Source organism: Rhizobium pantanalense (genome assembly GCF_030182525.1).
Taxonomy (GTDB): domain Bacteria; phylum Pseudomonadota; class Alphaproteobacteria; order Rhizobiales; family Rhizobiaceae; genus Rhizobium.
Window position 1 is genome coordinate 633,446 of the sequence record NZ_JAQJCH010000001.1, and the last position, 19,228, is coordinate 652,673.

The 19,228-nt window shown below is 59.9% G+C and carries 18 protein-coding genes; 13 read left to right on the forward strand and 5 right to left on the reverse strand.

Annotated features, from left to right (window positions below):
- Positions 1-101 precede the first annotated feature (101 nt).
- The 3 genes from xdhB to PH558_RS03045 all read right to left on the reverse strand — a co-directional run bounded on the left by xdhB (position 102) and on the right by PH558_RS03045 (position 4,874).
- Positions 102-2,438 (reverse strand): xanthine dehydrogenase molybdopterin binding subunit, encoded by a 2,337-nt coding sequence (gene xdhB, locus PH558_RS03035; RefSeq protein WP_285202109.1) that lies wholly within the window; start codon positions 2,436-2,438, stop codon positions 102-104.
- Between the two features lie 126 nt (positions 2,439-2,564).
- A complete protein-coding gene (gene xdhA / locus PH558_RS03040) occupies positions 2,565-4,031 on the reverse strand; it encodes a xanthine dehydrogenase small subunit (RefSeq protein WP_285202111.1) in 1,467 nt (488 codons plus the stop codon).
- Positions 4,032-4,097: 66 nt separating this feature from the next.
- A complete protein-coding gene (locus PH558_RS03045; protein ID WP_285202113.1) occupies positions 4,098-4,874 on the reverse strand; it encodes a 3-hydroxybutyrate dehydrogenase in 777 nt (258 codons plus the stop codon).
- A gap of 222 nt (positions 4,875-5,096) precedes the next feature.
- Between PH558_RS03045 and glpK the strand changes: the two genes are divergently transcribed.
- The 9 genes from glpK to map all read left to right on the forward strand — a co-directional run bounded on the left by glpK (position 5,097) and on the right by map (position 12,785).
- Positions 5,097-6,599 carry a glycerol kinase GlpK gene (gene glpK, locus PH558_RS03050; protein WP_285202116.1) on the forward strand — a complete coding sequence of 501 codons (1,503 nt, stop codon included), beginning with the start codon at positions 5,097-5,099 and terminating at the stop codon, positions 6,597-6,599.
- A 178-nt stretch (positions 6,600-6,777) separates the two neighbouring features.
- Complete coding sequence (locus PH558_RS03055; protein ID WP_113408116.1) at positions 6,778-7,581, forward strand: membrane-anchored protein; 804 nt, start codon at positions 6,778-6,780, stop codon at positions 7,579-7,581.
- Positions 7,582-7,685: 104 nt separating this feature from the next.
- Positions 7,686-8,594: a S66 peptidase family protein gene (locus tag PH558_RS03060; RefSeq protein WP_285202117.1), complete on the forward strand. Its 909-nt coding sequence runs from the start codon at positions 7,686-7,688 to the stop codon at positions 8,592-8,594.
- A 79-nt stretch (positions 8,595-8,673) separates the two neighbouring features.
- Positions 8,674-9,048, forward strand: coding sequence for a YciI family protein (locus tag PH558_RS03065; protein WP_112720878.1), 375 nt, complete (start codon positions 8,674-8,676; stop codon positions 9,046-9,048).
- Positions 9,045-10,301: an RNA polymerase sigma factor gene (locus tag PH558_RS03070; RefSeq protein ID WP_285202119.1), complete on the forward strand. Its 1,257-nt coding sequence runs from the start codon at positions 9,045-9,047 to the stop codon at positions 10,299-10,301. Before PH558_RS03065 ends, PH558_RS03070 begins: the two co-directional genes overlap by 4 nt.
- 99 nt (positions 10,302-10,400) lie before the next feature.
- Positions 10,401-10,871: an SRPBCC family protein gene (locus PH558_RS03075; RefSeq protein ID WP_285202120.1), complete on the forward strand. Its 471-nt coding sequence runs from the start codon at positions 10,401-10,403 to the stop codon at positions 10,869-10,871.
- A gap of 30 nt (positions 10,872-10,901) precedes the next feature.
- The gene (locus PH558_RS03080) at positions 10,902-11,330 is read left to right on the forward strand and encodes a DoxX family protein (RefSeq protein ID WP_285202121.1); all 429 of its coding nucleotides are present in this window, start codon (positions 10,902-10,904) and stop codon (positions 11,328-11,330) included.
- Between the two features lie 51 nt (positions 11,331-11,381).
- Complete coding sequence (locus PH558_RS03085; protein WP_285202124.1) at positions 11,382-11,894, forward strand: GNAT family N-acetyltransferase; 513 nt, start codon at positions 11,382-11,384, stop codon at positions 11,892-11,894.
- Between the two features lie 138 nt (positions 11,895-12,032).
- Positions 12,033-12,785: a type I methionyl aminopeptidase gene (map, locus tag PH558_RS03090; protein WP_285202125.1), complete on the forward strand. Its 753-nt coding sequence runs from the start codon at positions 12,033-12,035 to the stop codon at positions 12,783-12,785.
- Positions 12,786-12,794: 9 nt separating this feature from the next.
- On the opposite strand, the gene PH558_RS03095 is transcribed toward map, so the two are convergent.
- On the reverse strand, positions 12,795-13,379 hold the full coding sequence (locus PH558_RS03095; RefSeq protein ID WP_285202126.1) for a PadR family transcriptional regulator: 585 nt from the start codon (positions 13,377-13,379) through the stop codon (positions 12,795-12,797).
- A gap of 425 nt (positions 13,380-13,804) precedes the next feature.
- On the opposite strand from PH558_RS03095, the gene sbmA reads away from it, so the two are divergent.
- On the forward strand, positions 13,805-15,070 hold the full coding sequence (gene sbmA / locus PH558_RS03100; RefSeq protein ID WP_113408113.1) for a peptide antibiotic transporter SbmA: 1,266 nt from the start codon (positions 13,805-13,807) through the stop codon (positions 15,068-15,070).
- 188 nt (positions 15,071-15,258) lie between these two features.
- Here sbmA and PH558_RS03105 read toward each other — a convergent pair whose 3' ends face one another.
- Complete coding sequence (locus PH558_RS03105; RefSeq protein WP_285202725.1) at positions 15,259-16,239, reverse strand: polysaccharide deacetylase family protein; 981 nt, start codon at positions 16,237-16,239, stop codon at positions 15,259-15,261.
- 179 nt (positions 16,240-16,418) lie between these two features.
- On the opposite strand from PH558_RS03105, the gene PH558_RS03110 reads away from it, so the two are divergent.
- The 3 genes from PH558_RS03110 to der all read left to right on the forward strand — a co-directional run bounded on the left by PH558_RS03110 (position 16,419) and on the right by der (position 19,220).
- Positions 16,419-17,000, forward strand: coding sequence for an NnrU family protein (locus PH558_RS03110; RefSeq protein WP_285202132.1), 582 nt, complete (start codon positions 16,419-16,421; stop codon positions 16,998-17,000).
- Between the two features lie 97 nt (positions 17,001-17,097).
- Positions 17,098-17,781, forward strand: a complete 684-nt coding sequence (locus PH558_RS03115; protein ID WP_095435471.1) for a tetratricopeptide repeat protein — start codon at positions 17,098-17,100, stop codon at positions 17,779-17,781.
- An 11-nt stretch (positions 17,782-17,792) separates the two neighbouring features.
- A complete protein-coding gene (gene der, locus PH558_RS03120; RefSeq protein ID WP_095435470.1) occupies positions 17,793-19,220 on the forward strand; it encodes a ribosome biogenesis GTPase Der in 1,428 nt (475 codons plus the stop codon).
- Positions 19,221-19,228: the final 8 nt, after the last annotated feature.

The following is a 19,228-nucleotide window of genomic DNA, read 5'->3' on the forward strand; positions in this document are numbered from 1 at the left end:
CCGGCTGAAGCGCGACCTTGGATTTCTGGATGGGCGGGAGCCGCGTTGTGATGACTGCCGACTGTTGTAGGTGGCAAGGAGCGAATACCCGGAGAGGGTAATCACATCCCCTTCAGCCGTTCGACTGCCATGAGCACCCGTTCCGGTGTTGCCGGCGCATCGAGGCGCGGGCAGACGCGGTAATCCGCGACGCTGGCGACCGCCATCGATAGAGCCTCCAGCACGGATATGCTGAGCATGAAGGGCGGCTCCCCGACGGCCTTGGAGCGGCCGATGGTCGCCTCCGTATTTTCCGACCATTCCGCCAGCCGGACGTTGAAGATCTTCGGCCGGTCTGAAGCGAGCGGAATTTTGTAAGTCGATGGCGCGTGCGTGCGCAGCCGGCCCTTCGCATCCCACCAGAGCTCTTCGGTCGTCAACCAGCCCATGCCCTGCACGAAAGCGCCTTCGACCTGGCCGATATCGATCGCGGGGTTGAGGGAACGACCGACGTCATGAAGGATGTCGGTGCGGTCGATCAGATATTCGCCGGTCAGCGTATCGATCGACACTTCCGAGCAGGCGGCACCATAGGAGAAGTAATAGAAGGGCGTGCCGCGGCCGGCCTTACGGTCCCAATGGATCTTCGGCGTCTTGTAGAAACCGGCGGCGGAAAGCTGCACGCGGGCGAAATAGGCCTGCTTGATGAAATCCGGGAAGGGAATTTCCACCTCACCGACGCGTACGCGGTTGGGAAGAAACTGCACTTCTTCTGCTCCCACTCCCCATTTCTCGGCTGCGAAGGCGACGAGCCTTTCCTTGATTTGGCGAGCGGCATCGAAGGCGGCCATGCCGTTCAGGTCCGAGCCGGAGGAGGCAGCGGTTGCCGAGGTATTCGGCACCTTGCCTGTTGTCGTAGCCGTGATCTTCACGCGATCGATATCGACCTGGAAACTGTCGGCCAGAACCTGCGCAACCTTTGTATAGAGGCCCTGGCCCATCTCGGTGCCGCCGTGGTTCAGATGGATGGAGCCATCCTGATAGATATGCACCAGAGCGCCGGCCTGATTGAAGGCGGTCATGGTGAAGGAAATGCCGAATTTTACCGGCGTCAGCGCGATGCCCTTGCGGATGAAGCGGCTGCAGCGGTTGAACTCGATGATCGCCTTGCGCCGCGCCTGATAGTCGGAACTCTGTTCGAGTTCGTCGACGACGCGGTTGATGATGTTATCAGTGACTTCCTGATGATAGGGGGTCAATGTCCTGCCGGAGCCCGGCTGGCCGTAGAAATTGGCACGACGGATTTCGAGCGGGTCCTTGCCGAGCGCGTAGGCGATCTCCTCGATCATGCGCTCGCCGCCGACCATGCCCTGCGGGCCTCCAAAGCCGCGGAAGGCGGTGTTGGAGACGGTATGCGTCTTCAGCGGCTTCGAGACTAGATGGACATGTGGGTAGAAATAGCTGGAATCCGCATGGAACAGTGCGCGGTCGGTGACCGGGCCGGAAAGATCGGAAGAGAAGCCGCAACGCGCGGCATAGGTGGCGTCGACGGCATGGATGCGGCCTTCGTCGTCGAACCCGACTTCATAGTCTACCAAGAAGTCGTGTCGCTTGCCTGTCGCGCTCATGTCCTCGTCACGATCGGGACGGAATTTGACGGCGCGGCCGAGTTTCTTGGCGGCGACGGCAGCGAGCGCCGCGAACTGATTACCTTGCGTTTCCTTGCCACCGAAACCGCCGCCCATGCGGCGTACGTTGACGGTCACGGCGTTGGACGGGATCCCGAGAACATGGCCGACGATATGCTGGATTTCACTCGGATGCTGCGTCGAGGACCAGACGGCGACTTCGTCGTCCTCACCGGGGATTGCCATGGCGATGTGGCTTTCGAGATAGAAGTGCTCCTGACCACCGATGCGCATCTGCGCCTTGATGCGGTGCTTGGCGTTGGCCATCTCGGTTGCGGGTTCGCCGCGCTTCAGCGTCATCGGCTCGTAGACGAGCGGTGCGCCATTGGCGAGCGCACCGTCGATATCGCTCCAATGCGGCAAGTCGCGATAGTCGATCTCGGCGAGGCGGGCTGCGCGGCGGGCAGCATCGCGGGTCTCGGCGATGACGGCGAAGATCGGTTGGCCGTGGAATTCGACCTTGGTCTCCGCAAGCAGCGGTTCGTCATGCATGCCGTTGGAGCTGGTGTCATTGACGCCGGGAATATCGGCGCCCGTGAAGACCCAGAGGACACCTGGATAGGCTTTTACGGCCGAGAGATCGATGCCGGCAATCTCAGCATGAGCACGGTCGGAAAGGCCAAGCGCGCCATGCAGCAGACCGGCCGGTTCGGGAATGTCGTCGATGTAATCGGCGGCCCCGGTGACGTGCTTATGTGCGGAGTCATGACGCAGCGAGCCGTGCATCGAGCCGTTGATGACCTTACGCTCCTCGAAGGTGGATTTATCCATGGCTCACGCCTCCGCGGTTTCCCTTCTCCGCGAGGGGAGAAGAGGGAAGGAAGCGGCTGCCGTCTTCCGGTGAAAGGTGCTGTGCCGTATCCAAGAAATACGGTCGAATAAATTCGCAATTCGTCATCATGCCAGCACCTCGAAACGCTTCAATTCCTGCGGCGCGCCTGATGTCTCAAGATAGAAGCGGATGAGAAGGTTTTTAGCGGTCAGCTGGCGGTATTCGGCGGAGGCACGCCAATCGGTCAGCGGTGTGTAATCGCTGTCGAAGGCATCGCGTGCGGCCATGACGGTTGCCTCCGTCCACCACTTGCCGATCAATTCTGCCTCGACAGTGCGGGCGCGCTTCGGCGTACCGGCCATGCCGCCGAAGGCGATACGGATATCTTCGACATTGCCGGTTGAATCCAATGACAGATGGAAGGCGCCGCAGGCAGCCGAAATATCCTCGTCGCGGCGCTTGGAGATCTTGTAGACGGCGAAATGCGTACCCTTGGCCGGATAGGGTACGAAGATACTCTCGACGAACTCACCGGGATGCCGGTCCTGCTTGCCGTAATCGATGAAGAAATCTTCGAGCGGCAGGCTGCGCGCGCCCGCCGTCGAGCGGAGTTTCAGCGTTGCGCCGAGCGCGATCAGCGGCGGCGGCGTGTCGCCGATCGGCGAACCGTTGGCGATATTGCCGCCGATGGTGCCCATGTTGCGCACCTGCTCGCCGCCGATGCGGTTGATGAGGTCGGCAAAGGCCGGGATTTTTTCGCCGATCACAGCAAAAGCGCGGCTGTAGGTGACGCCGGCGCCGATGGTCAGCCCATCGCCTTCGATGACGATTTTCTGCAGATCGGTCAGATGATTGATGAAGACGACCGGATTCAACCGGCGCATCTGCTTGGTGACCCATAGGCCGACATCGGTCGAGCCGGCAACGACGGTCGCGGTCGGCTCGTCGGCAAGCACCTGCGCCAGTGCTGAGACTGAACCGGGCACGATGAGGCGATCCTCGCCCTCGGAAATCTCGATGGTATCGTCGCCCTCCATGGCCCAGAGGCGGGCGATGATATCGGCTCTCGTCTTTTCGAGGGGATCGAAGAGCGCGCTCGGCCGCTTCTGGCTCACTTGTTCGGCGGCCTTGACGATCGGCTCATAGCCTGTGCAACGACAGAGATTTCCCTGGAGCGATTTTTCGATCTGCGCCCGGCTGGGCTTTTCTGTCGAAAGCCAGAGGCCATAGAGCGACATGACGAAACCCGGCGTGCAGAAACCGCATTGCGAGCCGTGACAATCGACCAGCGCCTGCTGCACGGGGTGAAGCGTGCCGTTCTGGGCGGCGAGATGCTCGACGGTAACGACATGGGTCGCATGAAGCGAGCCGACGAAGCGGATGCAGGCGTTGACGGATTCGTAGTACAGCCCGCCATCGATCAGCCGGCCCACCAGCACCGTGCAGGCGCCGCAGTCGCCCTCCGCGCATCCTTCCTTCGTTCCCGTCAGCCGCCGGTTGAGACGCAGGAAGTCGAGCAGCGTCTCGGTAGGGCGTAGGCTGGATAGAATGATATCCTCGCCGTTGAGGATAAAGCGGATGCTGTCGCTCATGTCGTTCCCGTTTCATCTATTGGCCGGGCCGGATGCGCGAACGAATCCGGCCCTAACCGCAAATGGTTATTCCGCGGTCCAGCCACCGTCAATCGAGACGTGCGTGCCGGTCACCTGACGTGCCTCGTCGCTTGCAAGGTAGAGCGAGAGGGCACCGATCTCCTCGGCCTTGACGAACTCATGCGTCGGCTGGGCCTTGAGGATGACTTCGTTCTTGACCTGCTCCTCGGTCATCCCGCGTGCCTTGGCGGTATCCGGGATCTGTTTTTCGACAAGCGGGGTCAGCACGTAGCCGGGGCAAATGGCGTTTACCGTCACGCCGAATTCGGCAAGCTCGAGCGCTGCCGTTTTGGTTAGGCCTAATATACCATGTTTTGCCGCGACATAGGCGGATTTGAAGGGCGAGGCGACCAAGCCATGCGCCGAGGCGATGTTGATGATGCGCCCGTATTTCTTCGCCTTCATCAGCGGGATGGCGGCGCGGATGGTATGGAAGGAGCTGGAGAGATTGATCGCGATGATCTGATCCCATTTCTCGATCGGGAAATCCTCGATTTTCTCCACGTGCTGAATGCCGGCATTGTTGACGAGAACATCGACGCTGCCGAAGGTCGAGTTGGCGGTCGCGATCAGATCGGCGATCTCGGCGGGCTTCGTCATGTCGGCCGAATGATAGATCACCTTGCCGCCGCCGGAGGCTTCGAGCTTCGCCTTGATCGCATCGATCTCCTCAGGCTTTCCAAAGCCGTTGATGACGACGTTATCGCCCTTGGCGGCGAAGGCGGCCGCGATGGCGAGGCCGATACCGCTTGTGGAACCGGTGACGACAACTGTTCTTGCCATGATCTTCTCCTTGGACAGCGCAGCTTCCTGCTGCAGTGCAAAACGATCTCAGCCTAGTCCCAAACCTCCAGATATGGCAATCGCAATGCTGCTGGCCCTTCGGCCACGATGCTGTGAATCGAAAAGCTTATCCTTCAGCGAAAAAATTTCGTTTTGCTTTCTTTTCACATTCGTTTTGCTCGCGTATCTGTTGTTTCGGGACGCAACAGGCGGGAGGAGTGCATGAGCGGTTATATCTTGGCGATCGATCAGGGAACGACGTCAACACGGGCTATCGTTTTCGACGGCAAGATGAAGGTTGCCGGTGTCGGGCAGAAGGAATTCACCCAGCATTATCCGAAGCCCGGCTGGGTGGAGCACGATCCGGAGGAAATCTGGTCCTCCGTCCTCGTCACCGTCCGCAAGGCGATCGAGGCTGCCGGCATCACCGCCAAGGATATTGCAGCCCTCGGCATCACAAATCAGCGCGAGACGGTCGTCGTCTGGGATCGCGAGACCGGCAAGCCGATCCACAATGCCATCGTCTGGCAGGATCGCCGCACGGCGAGCTATTGCGAGAAGCTCAAGCGGCAAGACCTGGAAAGGCTTTTCACACGCCGCACCGGCCTGCTGCTCGATCCCTATTTTTCCGGCACCAAGCTTTCCTGGCTGCTCGCCAACGTGAAGGGAGTGCGTACCCTTGCCGCCAAAGGCAAGCTGTGCTTCGGCACCATCGATACCTTCCTGATCTGGCGGCTGACTGGCGGCAAGAGCTTCGTCACCGATGCGACCAATGCCTCGCGGACGCTGATGTACAATATCGGCGGAAACGAATGGGATGAGCAATTGCTGGATATCCTGCGCGTGCCGGCCGCGATGCTGCCCGAGGTGAAGGATTGTGCCGCCGATTTCGGCGTCACAGAGGCCGCGCATTTCGGCGCGGAAATCCCGATCCTCGGCGTTGCCGGCGATCAGCAGGCGGCGACGATTGGCCAGGCCTGCTTCGAACGCGGCATGATGAAATCCACCTATGGCACCGGCTGCTTCGCGCTGCTCAATACCGGCGCGGATATGGTGCGGTCGAAAAACCGCCTGCTGACCACCATCGCCTATCGGCTGAACGGCGAGACAACCTATGCGCTCGAAGGCTCGATCTTCATTGCAGGCGCTGCGGTCCAATGGCTGCGCGATGGTCTGAAGGCCATCCAGCGTGCCTCGGATTCTGGCGAGCTGGCGGCCAAGGCCGATCCGCTGCAGGAGGTCTATCTGGTGCCGGCCTTCACCGGCCTCGGGGCACCGCATTGGGATCCAGATGCCCGCGGCGCGATTTTCGGGCTGACGCGCAATACCGGACCCGAGGAGATCGTCCGGGCTGCGCTGGAGGCCGTCTGCTATCAGTCTCGCGATCTGCTGGATGCCATGCACAGAGATTGGCGCAACGGCAACGGGCAGGAGACGGTACTGCGCGTCGACGGCGGCATGGTCGCTTCCGACTGGACGATGCAGCGGCTTGCCGATCTGCTCGATGCACCGGTCGACCGCCCAACGATCCTCGAGACGACCGCGCTGGGCGCTGCCTGGCTCGCTGGCAGCCGGGCCGGCGTCTGGCCGGATCGCGCAGGCTTCGCCAAGGCCTGGGCACGCGACAAGCATTTCGAGCCTGGCATGGATGACAAGACCCGAAACGCGAAGCTCAAAGGCTGGAAGAGCGCCGTCTCGCGCACCTTGAGTACACGGCAGGGGTGATCGGCCTTCATCGGCTGCTCACCCCAGGTTATATCGTGTAAGATTTCTTTATTTTGCTTATATAAGGGCACGCAGCGATACTCGTATTGTTCGTGGCTTGGGGAGGATTCCGGGTCACATTTCGCCGGGCCGCACTCCTTGAGGGCGGGCGCCTTCTCAAGAGACGATAAAGCGAATAATGGCTGCGCAATTTTCTGAACTGAAGAAACATTACTATCGGCAGATCAAATATCATCTGACCCGGCCGAAGCCGCCGATGCTGGCGGAGCGGTTCGATGGGCCTGTTCTCGTCGTCGGCTCGGCGCCGGTTTCGAACAAGCCGGTGGATTTCGATGAAAGCTTCAAGGTCATCACCATCAACGGTTCACAGACGGTGACGAAGGGCTGGGGGATCGAGGCGCCCGATGTGACGCTCGTCCAGTTTAATCAGATCGAAGGCACGAACACCAATGCCGTCGAGGTGCGCCGCGTTCTGAACGGCGAGCGGACCAAGATGCTCTACGTTCTGCTCTGGCGCAAAGAGCGTGAGCGGCTGGAAGAAGGGTTGCGGAGGTTCAATTACAGCTACGACAAGCTGGAGATCGTCGATCGCTACAAGCGCATGGCGCTGCTTGACCGGGTCGGCGGGGTAAAGTGCAGCGAGCTCGGCGCGGACGACAAATGCTCCAACGGCATCAACGCCATACTCTTCGCGATCTACAACGGCGCGACCGAAGTCATCATCACCGGCATCAATCCCGATTCCGGCGGACACGTCTATAATCAGGAAAATCTCGCCCGGCTGCACGTCCGCAAGGACCGGGAGGTTCTCGAACGGCTGATCGAACGCGGTTATCCGGTGTTCACAACCGATCCGGCGGTTTCGCAATCCATCGGTTTGCCGATATGGACTGGCAAGGGGAAGGTCGGCCGGATAGGGGAAGGCGATGCCAAGGCCAAGCGACCCGCACCGATAACGGCGGCAGCCGTCATCAATCCTTGAGATAAGGGCTCGCCAACGGTCAATCTGCGCTGACGCTTATCGTGATTCCGTGCCAAGATCGCAGCATAGAATCACTCAATTGCGCAGAGATGAGTCCAATGCTGATGCCGCCGTCACTACGGTCGGGCGACAAGGTGCGCTTTGTATCGCCCGCAAGCTCGCCCGACAGGGATAAGGTTCTGAGAAACGCCGAAATCCTGAACGGCTGGGGGCTTACCGTTGACTTCGGCGAACACACCTTCCGCAAGTGGAATTATCTTGCTGGCACGGACGAAGAGCGGCTGTCGGACCTTAACGCCGCACTTCGCGACACCGATGTGCGGGCGATCTTCACCACGCGCGGCGGCAAAGGATCTTATCGCATCGCCGATCAGCTCGATTTTGCGGCGGCGCGGCGTGATCCGAAATTCGTCATCGGCTTCAGCGATATCACCGCATTGCATTTGATCCTGCTGAGGCATTGCCATCAAGTCGGCATTCACGGCGCTTTTTCTATCGGGCCGGGTGAAGAGAGCGTTAGCTCCTATACACATGACTCGCTGCGACAAGCATTGATGACAACTGGGGACATCATCATTGCCGCGCGCGCAGAAGAGCCGACCTCGCGGTTGACAACAGAGGGAACGGCCGAGGGTCGGCTGATTGGGGGCAATCTGGATATGGTGGCGGCATCGGCCGGCTGGGCGCTGCCGGATATGCACGGTGCCATCCTGCTGCTTGAGGCCATCGGCCTGTATCCTGGTCAGGTGGACCGGCAGATGACCATGCTGCGCAAGGCAGGGTATCTGGATGGTTTGGCAGGGGTCGCTGTCGGCCAGTTTACTGACTTCGAGTTCGACCGCCCTTATTCGGTGATCGATATCTTGCGCGAACATTTGGCCGAACTGAACGTGCCGATCCTCGGCGGCTTGCCGCTTGGGCATGGCGATAGCCCGGCAAGCGTTTTTCTCGGCGCTGTGGCGGAGCTTGATGCGAAGGCCGGTATCCTGGCGATCCGGCGTGGGAACATCTGAGGCCCTCTTCGATATTTTTTGACGTAGCCTGTCGGAGCAGGTGATATTCCTTCGTCTTTAAAGGGAGAAGGGAATCTCAATGCTTTACGCGATCCTATGCTACAACGACGAAGATACCGTGTTTGCCTGGTCCAAGGAACAGGAAGACGCGACGATGGCACGGTTGATTGCCGTGCAGGAACCGCTGGCAAAGGCTGGCAAGCTAGGGCCTGTGGCACGGCTGATGCCGACCACGGCGGCAACGACCCTGCGCAAGGGCAAGAACGAGCCGATCGTGATCGACGGTCCCTTCGCGGAAACGAAGGAGCAGTTGCTCGGCTTCTACGTCATCGACTTCGAAACCCTCGACGAAGCCATTGGCTTTTCAAAGGAGCTTGCCGCGGCCAATCCCGGCGTCGGCTCCTATGAAATCCGCCCGCTTTACGTCTTCCGGCCGGGAGCTGTTGCAACATGACCGACATTGCCTGGATCGACATCGCGCTTACCAATGCCCGACCCCAAGTGATGGGCGCGCTTTTGCGCTACTTCCGCAATCTCGACATCGCCGAGGAGGCCTTTCAGGAGGCCTGCCTCAGGGCCTTGAAGACCTGGCCGGACAAGGGGCCGCCGCGCGACCCCGTTGCCTGGCTGATCTTCGTCGGCCGCAACAGCGGCATCGATACGGTGCGCAAGCAGGCGAAATTGCAGAGCCTGCCAGACGAGGAGGCGATCTCCGATACGAGCGATGCTGAAAGCGATCTTGCCGAGCGGCTCGATGGCTCGGGCTATCGCGACGATATTCTCCGGTTGCTGTTCATCTGCTGCCATCCGGATTTGCCGGCGACGCAACAGATCGCGCTGGCGCTGCGGATCGTTTCCGGCCTTTCGGTGCAGCAGATCGCCCGCGCCTTCCTCGTCAGCGAAAGCGCGATGGAGCAGCGCATTACAAGAGCTAAGGCGCGTGTTGCTGCTGCGGGTGTCCCTTTCGAGACGCCGGGTGCGGTGGAGCGGAGCGAAAGGCTGGCGCTTGTCAGCGCCATGATCTATCTGATCTACAATGAGGGCTATTCGGCCGGCGGAACACATCGCGAGGCGGCAGCCTTTGCTGACGAGGCGATCCGGCTTGGCCGGCTGCTGTTGCGGATCTTTCCCTCCGAGCCTGAAACCATGGCGCTGCTGGCACTGATGCTCCTGCAGCAATCGCGCAAGGATGCCCGGTTCGATGCCAATGGGCAGATCATCCTTCTGGAAGATCAGGATCGTTCGCTTTGGGACCGGACGCTGATCGACGAGGCGCTGGCGCTGCTCGACAAGGCGATCCGCCACCGCAAGCCCGGCCCCTATCAGGTGCAGGCGGCAATTGCGGCGCTGCATTCGCGGGCGAAGCGTGCCGAGGATACCGATTGGGAGGAGATCGACCTTCTCTATCAGATGCTGGAACGGTTGACGCCGTCACCCGTCGTCACGCTCAATCGTTCGGTCGCGCTCTCCAAACTGAAGGGACCGGAGGCGGCTCTAGCGCTGATTGCGCCGCTGGAAGCGCAGCTCGATAGCTATTTCTATTTTCATGGGGTGAGGGGCGGCCTGCTTGCACAGCTGGGCCGCGCGCAAGAGGCGCGCGTCGCCTTCGACAGAGCGATCGCGCTTGCCCGTTCGCCTGCCGAAGCAGCCCATATCCGTTATCAGCTCGATCGTTTGAGCGCGGATGCTGTTGCCGCTGCAAAATAATCGAAAAACCTGCGTCTTCGCTGTCGGGAAATGGCGGTCTCGAACGTCATTCGTGTATGGGCCGAGCAGGCCGCGTCAAACAATAAAGAGGAGCAAGATATGACTGAACAGAGCCAACGCCACGAGCTTTCCCTGACCCGCGTCATCGACGCACCACGAGACAAGATCTTCCGTTGCTGGACCGAAGTGGAGCTCTTGAAACAATGGTTCGCACCGCTGCCATGGACGGTGTCGGCAGCCAGCGTCGACGTTCGTGCCGGAGGCTCAAGCTCGATCACCATGCGCAGCCCCGAAGGCGAGGATTATCCGGGCAACGGCGTTTATCTGGAAATCGTTCCCAATGAGCGGATCGTCTTCACAGATGCCTTCACCAGCGCCTGGGTGCCGTCGGCAAAGCCCTTCATGGTCGTGACGATCCAGCTCGACGATCTCGGTGGCGGCAAGACCCGTTATACCGCGACCGTCTTGCATTGGTCCGCGGAGGATCGCGAAGCACATGAGAAGATGGGCTTCCATCAGGGATGGGGTCAGTGCGCCGAGCAGCTCGCGGCACTGGCAGCCAGAATCTGAATTTCCGATTCAATTCCGGGGGATACCACAATGTCTTATGCAGTCGATTCAACTTTGCCTTCGGTCACGCGCGCTCAGCGCGTGGCGGGCTTGATCCTTAGCGGACTGGTCATTGCCTTTCTTGTCTTTGACGGCGTGATCAAGCTCATTCCGCTGCCCGTGGTGACGGAGACGATGGCGGGGCTCGGTTATTCCGCCGATCCGGCGCTCGCGCGGCTGCTCGGCATCATCACATTCGCCTGCGCCATTCTCTACGCGATCCCGAGAACGTCGGTCCTCGGCGCCATCTTGCTGACGGGTCTTCTCGGCGGCGCGATTGCGACGCATTTGAGGGTCGGCAGCCCGATCTTCTCGCATCTGCTGTTCGGCGTTTATCTCGGGGTGATCGCCTGGGGCGGACTTTATCTTCGCTATGAAGCGGTTCGGAAAATGATTCCATTCTTTCAGCGAAGCTTTTGATTTCGGATTCGATTTGCTAAGGCTCGTCTCCCAATAAGGATGGAGCGCGCCATGCCGCAAGTGATCATCGCACCGGTTAAGCAATCCGATGCGGACGAGCTGATCGCTGCCAATATCGCCAGCCGTGCCCATCATGTGCCTTGGGCCTATCCCTTCCTCGATCGCGACGGTTTCGACGCCTGGTTCGGTCAGACGGTGACGGGGCCGAATATCGGGCTGGTGGCACGCGATCCCGGTTCGGGCGGCATCGTCGGCGTCGTCAATATCAGCCAGATGGTTTGGGGAGGCTTTCGCAGCGCCTTTCTCGGCTATCACGGCATGGTGGGTTTCGCCGGCCAGGGGTTCATGACGGAGGCGGTTCGTCTGGCCGTCGCGCATGCCTTCGATGCGGTGGGCCTGCATCGCGTGGAAGCCAATATCCAGCCGGGCAACCATCCGTCCATTGCGCTGGTCAAGCGGCTCGGCTTCCGCAAGGAAGGATTCTCGCCGAAATATCTGAAGATCGGCGGCGTATGGTGCGATCACGAGCGCTGGGCATTGTTGTCGGACGATCCGCGCTCTTGACCGCTTTCGCAATTCGAAAGTCGCGCTATCTGGCAGAAAGCCCAAAAAGACATTGACTGTGCGAAGGGAAGGGGCGAAAGCCACCTTGAGCCTCTCGCTGAACCGCTGCCGAGAGAGCGGGAGTGCCGGAAACCGTAGATGATCGTTTCGACCGAAGAAGAACTGACCAAGCTGAAAGATATCGGCCGCATCTGCGCCAATGCGCTACAGGCCATGGCCGCGGCACTGGAGCCGGGCATCACCACGCTGGAACTCGATGCTATCGGCCGCAAGGTGCTGGAGGATGCCGGCGCGCAATCGGCGCCGGAACTGGTCTACAAGTTCCCCGGCGCGACCTGCATCAGCGTCAACGAGGAAGTGGCGCATGGCATTCCGGGTCCACGTGTGATCAAGGCGGGGGATCTGGTCAACCTCGATGTATCGGCCGAGAAGGATGGCTTCTTCTCCGATACCGGCGCATCCTTTACCGTGCAGCCGGTCAAGCCGAAGATCGAGCGCCTGTGCCGGGACGGCAAGCGGGCGCTTTGGGTCGGCCTCAATCAGGTGAAGAGCGGCGCGCCACTTGCGAAGATCGGGCAAGCCGTCGGTGCTTTCGCGCAGAAGAACCGCTACACTTTGATTGCCAATCTCGCCAGCCATGGCATCGGGCGCTCGCTGCACGAAGAGCCCGCCGAGGTTTCCACCTGGGCAGACCCTTCCGAGAGCCGGATCATGGAGGATGGCCTGGTTTTCACCGTCGAGCCGTTTCTGTCGCTCGGTGCAACCTGGGCAGAGGGCGGCGACGATGCGTGGACGCTCTATGCCGATCCGCAGGCTCCCACGGTCCAGTACGAACACACGATCATCGCCACCCGCAACGGGCCGATCATCCTGACATTGCCGGACGCCTAAGGCGTCGGCTCATTCGTCGGCCTTCGGGCTGCCCTCGGTCTTCGCGTCACCGCGGATGATATCGGCGGCCGCGCGCTCGAGGATATCAGCGATGCGTGCGCCTTCGGCCTTGCTCCACGGGAACTTCGAGCGAAGCGCGGAACGCAGCAGGTGGCGAGCGCGATTGACGTCATCGGCGCCATGGCGGTCGAACGGATTGTCGCGACCGTCTTCATCCCCGCCGTCGAAGACCTCGCGGACGCGAGCCATCTTCTCGCCGATGGAGGTGAGCTTGGCGAGGGTTACCTCGACCAGATCACGATTGTCGTCGACGCGCTTCTGGCCGCTTTCGGTGATGCGGTAGAGCTTTTTCGCGCCGCTGACCTCTACTTCGGCCTGGCCGGTCTCCTCGAGATAGGTCAACGCCGGGTAGATGACGCCCGGGCTCGGAACATAGAAGCCGCCGGAGCGCTCCTCGAAAGTCTTGATCAGCTCATAGCCGTGGCGCGGCTGCTCGGAGAGCAGGGCAAGAATGATGAGCTGCAGGTCGGCCGCATCGAACTTGCGCCCGGTGCGAAACCCGCCGCCGAACATGCCGCCCTTGAAGCCTCTCATGAAGTCTCTCCTGTGCTCGCCGCGCGATTCACGGCCTCGACCATGTCGTAGGATATATGCCTCGACGATGTCAAAGCCATCTCCGAACATGTGGCGATCTTTAAAACCTCTCATATTGTTTCTCCTTGAAGTGTGAGAGTTTATATCGTTAGTCATGTCGTAAGATATATATCGTAAGATAGTATTCTGCAAGAGGGCGGTTTGCGGACGAGATGGATTGGAGAAGAAGGCGTGGCCGTATAGGGGAGGAGTTCATCCAATGGGTGAAAATGCGCCGTTGAACAACTGCATCACGATCATGGGATAAGCGATTACATCTACGTAAGAATAGGCGGCTGGCGGTTGCCGCTCCCGGCGAACTGTCCTAGGCTCGCCACAAATTAACGTCATTGCGGTCGTTCGAACCAACAGGAAGCCTAACCGTCGTGTTTCATTCTTTCTTCCCGAATCCGAGATTGTTTTTTTCCTCAGCGGTCGTCTGGGCGCTCGTCTGCGTCTTCCTATGGTATTTTGCTGGCGCGCATGTCGTGGCGTCCATGGGCTATCCACCGATGCCGGAAGAACAGCAGCCGGTCGGGGCAACGTTCTTCGTTGCTCCTACTAATTTCTTGTTTTACCTTTACTTTATTCTCTGTGCCGCAGTCTTTTGCGGTTTTTGGCATGTGATTTCGAAGAGCAATCCCTGGGTCGCCTGGTCTGTCTGGGGCTCCGCTTTCATCGTCTTCATCACCTATTTCGGTGTTCAGATCGACGTAGCGGTGAACGTATGGCGCCGGCCTTTCTTTGACCTCCTGCAAAATGCGCTCGGCGGAAAGCCCGGCGTTACGGATGGGGATTTCTACGGATTGTTGTGGGCGTTCACGCAGCTCGGTCTAGTGGGCGTTGCGGTCAGCGTCATTTCATCGTTTTTCCTAAGCCACTATCTCTTCCGCTGGCGTTGGGCGATGAATAATTTCTACATGTCGAAATGGGAGAAGCTTCGGCACATTGAAGGCGCATCGCAGCGTGTCCAGGAAGATACGATGCGTTTTGCGACCAACCTCGAAGGGCTCGGCGTCAGCCTGATCGGCTCCGTCATGACGCTCATCGTCTTCCTGCCGATTCTGTTGGAACTATCGAAATTCGTGACCGATCTGCCGATTATCGGCGCAATTCCTTATTCGCTTGTTTGGCTCGCGCTGATTTGGTCGGTATTCGGTACGTTCCTGCTTGCGCTGTTCGGGATCAAGCTTCCGGGGTTGAACTTCCGCAATCAGCGCGTCGAAGCAGCCTACCGAAAAGAGCTTGTCTACGGTGAAGATCGCGAAGACCGCGCACAGCCGCCCACCGTGGCGGAACTGTTCTCAAACGTTCGTCGCAACTATTTCCGCATGTACTTCCACTACGCCTATTTTAACGTCGCTCGCTATTCCTACGGCCAGCTGGATGCGATCTTCCTCTATTTCGTGCTGGTGCCGACTTTCGTCGCGCACAAGATCACGCTCGGCATCTGGCAGCAGATCGCCACGGCTTTCGGCCAGGTCAGCAACTCCTTCCAGTATCTCGTCAGCTCCTGGACGACGATCATCGAGCTTCTGTCGATCCACAAGCGTCTGAAGGCCTTCGAGGCCGCTATCTATGACGAGCCGCTGCCGCCGATCGATCAGCGCTATTTGGAGCGCGAAGCGGGCGTCATTCACGCGGATGGCTGACGAATTAAGGCTCCGGACACGGAGCCTTTTTCAATGGGAGGAGGTTGGTTTTAGGCTTTAGAGGTAGCGGAAGGACTTCCCTTTGCCGTACCACCGGTCCTTCGCCTTGGCATTATGAGCCCGCCGAAGGGTGTTCGTTGCGGCAATCGATTCACGGATCGATAGCTCAGGCTTTGTCCGATCGCTTTTCACCCCTGCTGCGGCTTACCGCGCGCCGCAATCAATGGAATCGCTTCGGAATAGCTGACGCAGGCAACATCCTGTTTGTGGCAGACATCGCTGACGAAGCGGTCCAGGGCGCGCCAATAGGCGCCGTCGTTCATTTCGACGAAATGGAAGCCAAGCTGCAGTGGGATGCGCTCACCGTCATACTGCTTGTTGAAGGCGGCTTCGAAGGCATCGAAGGTGCGATCTTCATAGGTCTTGGCGTTGGCCTTGTCCTCGACGCCCTTCGAGTGGCGGACATAGAGATTATAGTCCATGCCGATGACCGGGCGGTGTTCGGGACCTTCGGGGATCAATGGCAGGCCGAAGCGGTAGATGCCGTCGACGACCTGCGGCAGGGCAGGGCCTTTGGTGACCAGGCTTGCATCATACTGGAAGCCCATTTCCTTTTCAGCCGGCACAAGGCCATCGCTGGTGGAGAGATAAGGTGCGCGGAACCCCTTGACGTCGTGCGTGGCGAAATCTTCCCAGCCCTGGGGTTCCTTGTCTGCAAGGCCGACATTCTTCCAGGCGTCGCGAAGCGCGATCCGCGCATTCATGAATTCTTGGCTCCAGTCGGCAGCACTCCAGCCCTTGCCGTCAAAATGGCCGCAGGCATGGCTTGAGATGTCGTGGCCTTCCTGATGCGCGCCCCAGATATTGGCGATGCGGGTGCGCACATCGTCCTCGCTCTTGGCGAAGCCGACGTTGGATTTGCCGGGCCGTTGCTTCGGCCCCTGATAGGCCTTGGCCTGCGTCTTGTTCATCAGGAAGGTGCAGGAGAGAAAGTAAGTGAAATGGGCGCCATTGCGCGAAGCGATCTCGCGGCTCTTGGTCCAGAGCGCATTATCATGGGCACCGTCGAAAGAGATCATGACGAGTTGCTTGGGCTTGTCATCGGCCTGGGCGGCGATGGGGAGCCCTAAGGAAAGGGCGACGGAGAGACAGGTAGCAAAGCGAAACATGGGCACCGAATATTGATTGGGTCGAGCACGGCTTGCCAGGAATCGTCTGGCGATATCGGATGGCGTGCTCCAGGTCATTTCCTTCCTTTCGCGCAAATGCGGCGAAGCTGCGGTGATGCTGGCATTTTTTTGCGGCAGCCGATAAGGATGTGACTACAAGACCATAGAGGATTTCATCCATGGCATTGCTCATTCTCGGCATTGTTCTTTTTCTCGGCCTCCATCTGATCCGCGTCATGGCACCCGGCTTGCGAAGCTCGTTGATTGCGCGTTTGGGCGAGGGCGGCTGGAAGGGTGCCTATTCGATTGCCAGTATCGTGGCGCTGATCATTCTGATCTACGGCTTTGGTCAGGCGCGCGACATGACACCGATCTGGACACCGCCGTTCTGGATGAGTCACATCACCATCCTGCTGATGCTTTTCGCCCTGATCTGTCTTGTCGCCTCGCTGCTGCCGGCGGGGCATATCGCGGTCAGGACCAAACATCCAATGGTGCTCTCGGTGAAGATCTGGGCGCTGGCGCATCTTCTGTCGAACGGCGATGGCGCTGCCATCCTGCTCTTTGCTGCCTTTCTCGCCTGGGGCGTCATCCTGCGCATTTCGCTCAAACGGCGCGAGCGTGCCGGCGAAATCACGCTGCGTCCCTTCGTCTCGGCGAAATATGATGTTTACGCGATCGTCATCGGCGTTATTGTCTGGGCCTTGATCATTTGGAAGCTTCATGCGTGGATTATCGGGGTTTCGCCGCTCGTTATGTGACGATTTCTGCCATTCCCCCTTACATCAGCCGCAAAATGGAGTAGAAGGCCCCACTAAACCTAAGCTTTGAACTATTTGGCCTGGGCCGGAGACAAGAATGGCATTCAATGACGATAGCTTCATCCGCGAGGTGAACGAGGAACTGCGCTCGGACCAGCTGCGGTTCATATGGCGCCGTTTCGGCAAGCTCATCATCGGTGCTGCCGTGCTCGTCGTTCTCGGTACCGCAGCCTATAGTGGCTATCGCTATTGGGCCGGCAATCAGGCTGGCAGCGGCGGTGATCAGTTCATTGCCGCGCTGACGCTGGCCGATCAGAACAAGACGGATGAAGCGCTGGCCGCATTTGCCGCCATCGAAAAGAGCGGCCCCGGCTCCTATCCGGTACTGGCCCGCCTGCGCGCCGCGACGCTGCAGGCGCAGAAGGGGGACAAGGCCGCTGCCATCGCCACCTTCTCGGCGGTCGGCAAGCAGACGGACCTTCCGGTTGTTATCCGTAATGCGGCCCGCCTGCGTGCTGCCTACCTTCTCGTCGATACCGGCACTTACGATCAGGTCGCCGCCGAAGCTCAGGAACTGGCCGTCCCCGCCGATGCTTTCCGCCATTCGGCGCGCGATGTTCTCGGCCTTGCCGCTTACAAGGCCGGCGATTTCGCCAAGGCCCGGCAGTGGTTCCAGGCGATCGTCGACGATCCGCAGAGCCCGCGCAATGTTGCCAACCGTGCCCAGATGCTGCTCGATCTCATCACTGCATCCGGCAAGGCTCCCGTCGCAAAAGGCTGAAGGATCGCTCAATGAGTTTTACGGTCGCGATCGTCGGTCGCCCGAATGTCGGCAAGTCCACGCTGTTCAACCGTCTGGTTGGCAAGAAGCTGGCGCTCGTCGACGATACGCCGGGCGTCACGCGTGACCGCCGCCCCGGTGAAGCCAAGCTGATCGATCTGCGCTTCCGTATCGTCGATACCGCCGGTCTTGAAGAGGCCCAGGATGAATCACTTCAGGGTCGCATGCGCGCCCAGACGGAAGCGGCGATCGATGAGGCTGATCTGACGCTCTTCGTCGTCGATGCGAAGATGGGCTTGACCCATGTCGACAAGACGCTCGCCGAAATGTTGCGCAAGCGCGGCAGACCTGTCGTGCTCGTTGCCAACAAGTCCGAGGCGCGCGGCTCCGATAGCGGCTTTTACGATGCCTATACGCTTGGCCTTGGCGAGCCTTGTCCGATCTCGGCTGAACACGGCCAGGGCATGATGGATCTGCGCGACGCCATCGTCGAGGCAATCGGCCCCGAACGCGCCTTCGGGGAAGAGGAAGATGAGGCGGAGACGAATGTCAGCATTCCGCGCCCTGCCGTCGGCGAAGATGGCGAAGAGATCGACGAAGAGCCCGCCTATGACGAGACGCGCCCGTTGCGCGTGGCGATCGTCGGCCGTCCGAATGCCGGTAAGTCGACGCTCATCAACCGCTTTCTTGGCGAAGATAGGCTGCTGACCGGCCCCGAAGCCGGCATTACCCGCGATTCCATCTCCGTCGACTGGACCTGGCGCGGCCGCACCGTCAAAATGTTCGATACCGCCGGCATGCGCCGCAAGGCAAAGGTGACCGAGAAGCTGGAGAAGCTTTCGGTTGCCGACACGCTGCGCGCCATCCGTTTCGCCGAAACCGTCGTCATCGTCTTCGACGCGACCATTCCCTTCGAGAAGCAGGATCTGCAGATCGTCGATCTCGTGATCCGCGAGGGACGCGCCGCCGTGCTCGCCTTCAACAAGTGGGACATGATCGAGGATCGTCAGGCTGTCCTTGCCGATCTGCGCGAAAAGACCGACCGGCTATTGCCGCAGGCACGCGGCATTCGCGCTATTCCGATCGCCGGCCAGACGGGCGAGGGCCTTGACCGCCTCATGCAGGCGATCGTCGATACCGACAAGGTCTGGAACAAGCGCGTCTCGACCGCGCGCCTCAACCGCTGGCTCGAGACGCAGCAGGTTCAGCATCCGCCACCGGCCGTTTCCGGTCGCCGCATCAAGCTGAAATACATGACGCAGGTGAAGGCGCGGCCTCCGGCCTTCATGATCTCATGCACTCGCTCGGATGCTCTGCCGGAGTCCTATGTGCGTTATCTGATCAACGGTCTGCGCGCAGATTTCGCCATGCCCGGCGTACCAATCCGCATCCATTTCCGGACGTCGGAAAATCCTTACGAAAACAAGAAGAAGCGGTAAATCGCGTA

Coding starts and splice junctions, on each gene's coding strand:
- PH558_RS03085 (WP_285202124.1), top strand. CDS start 11,382: ATGCCGCAAGTGATCATCGCACCGGTTAAGCAATCCGATGCGGACGAG.
- PH558_RS03070 (WP_285202119.1), top strand. CDS start 9,045: ATGACCGACATTGCCTGGATCGACATCGCGCTTACCAATGCCCGACCC.
- PH558_RS03065 (WP_112720878.1), top strand. CDS start 8,674: ATGCTTTACGCGATCCTATGCTACAACGACGAAGATACCGTGTTTGCC.
- PH558_RS03060 (WP_285202117.1), top strand. CDS start 7,686: ATGCCGCCGTCACTACGGTCGGGCGACAAGGTGCGCTTTGTATCGCCC.
- PH558_RS03045 (WP_285202113.1), bottom strand. CDS start 4,874: ATGGCAAGAACAGTTGTCGTCACCGGTTCCACAAGCGGTATCGGCCTC.
- PH558_RS03075 (WP_285202120.1), top strand. CDS start 10,401: ATGACTGAACAGAGCCAACGCCACGAGCTTTCCCTGACCCGCGTCATC.
- map (WP_285202125.1), top strand. CDS start 12,033: ATGATCGTTTCGACCGAAGAAGAACTGACCAAGCTGAAAGATATCGGC.
- PH558_RS03080 (WP_285202121.1), top strand. CDS start 10,902: ATGTCTTATGCAGTCGATTCAACTTTGCCTTCGGTCACGCGCGCTCAG.
- PH558_RS03055 (WP_113408116.1), top strand. CDS start 6,778: ATGGCTGCGCAATTTTCTGAACTGAAGAAACATTACTATCGGCAGATC.
- xdhB (WP_285202109.1), bottom strand. CDS start 2,438: ATGGATAAATCCACCTTCGAGGAGCGTAAGGTCATCAACGGCTCGATG.
- PH558_RS03110 (WP_285202132.1), top strand. CDS start 16,419: ATGGCATTGCTCATTCTCGGCATTGTTCTTTTTCTCGGCCTCCATCTG.
- PH558_RS03115 (WP_095435471.1), top strand. CDS start 17,098: ATGGCATTCAATGACGATAGCTTCATCCGCGAGGTGAACGAGGAACTG.
- glpK (WP_285202116.1), top strand. CDS start 5,097: ATGAGCGGTTATATCTTGGCGATCGATCAGGGAACGACGTCAACACGG.
- der (WP_095435470.1), top strand. CDS start 17,793: ATGAGTTTTACGGTCGCGATCGTCGGTCGCCCGAATGTCGGCAAGTCC.
- xdhA (WP_285202111.1), bottom strand. CDS start 4,031: ATGAGCGACAGCATCCGCTTTATCCTCAACGGCGAGGATATCATTCTA.
- PH558_RS03105 (WP_285202725.1), bottom strand. CDS start 16,239: ATGTTTCGCTTTGCTACCTGTCTCTCCGTCGCCCTTTCCTTAGGGCTC.
- PH558_RS03095 (WP_285202126.1), bottom strand. CDS start 13,379: ATGAGAGGCTTCAAGGGCGGCATGTTCGGCGGCGGGTTTCGCACCGGG.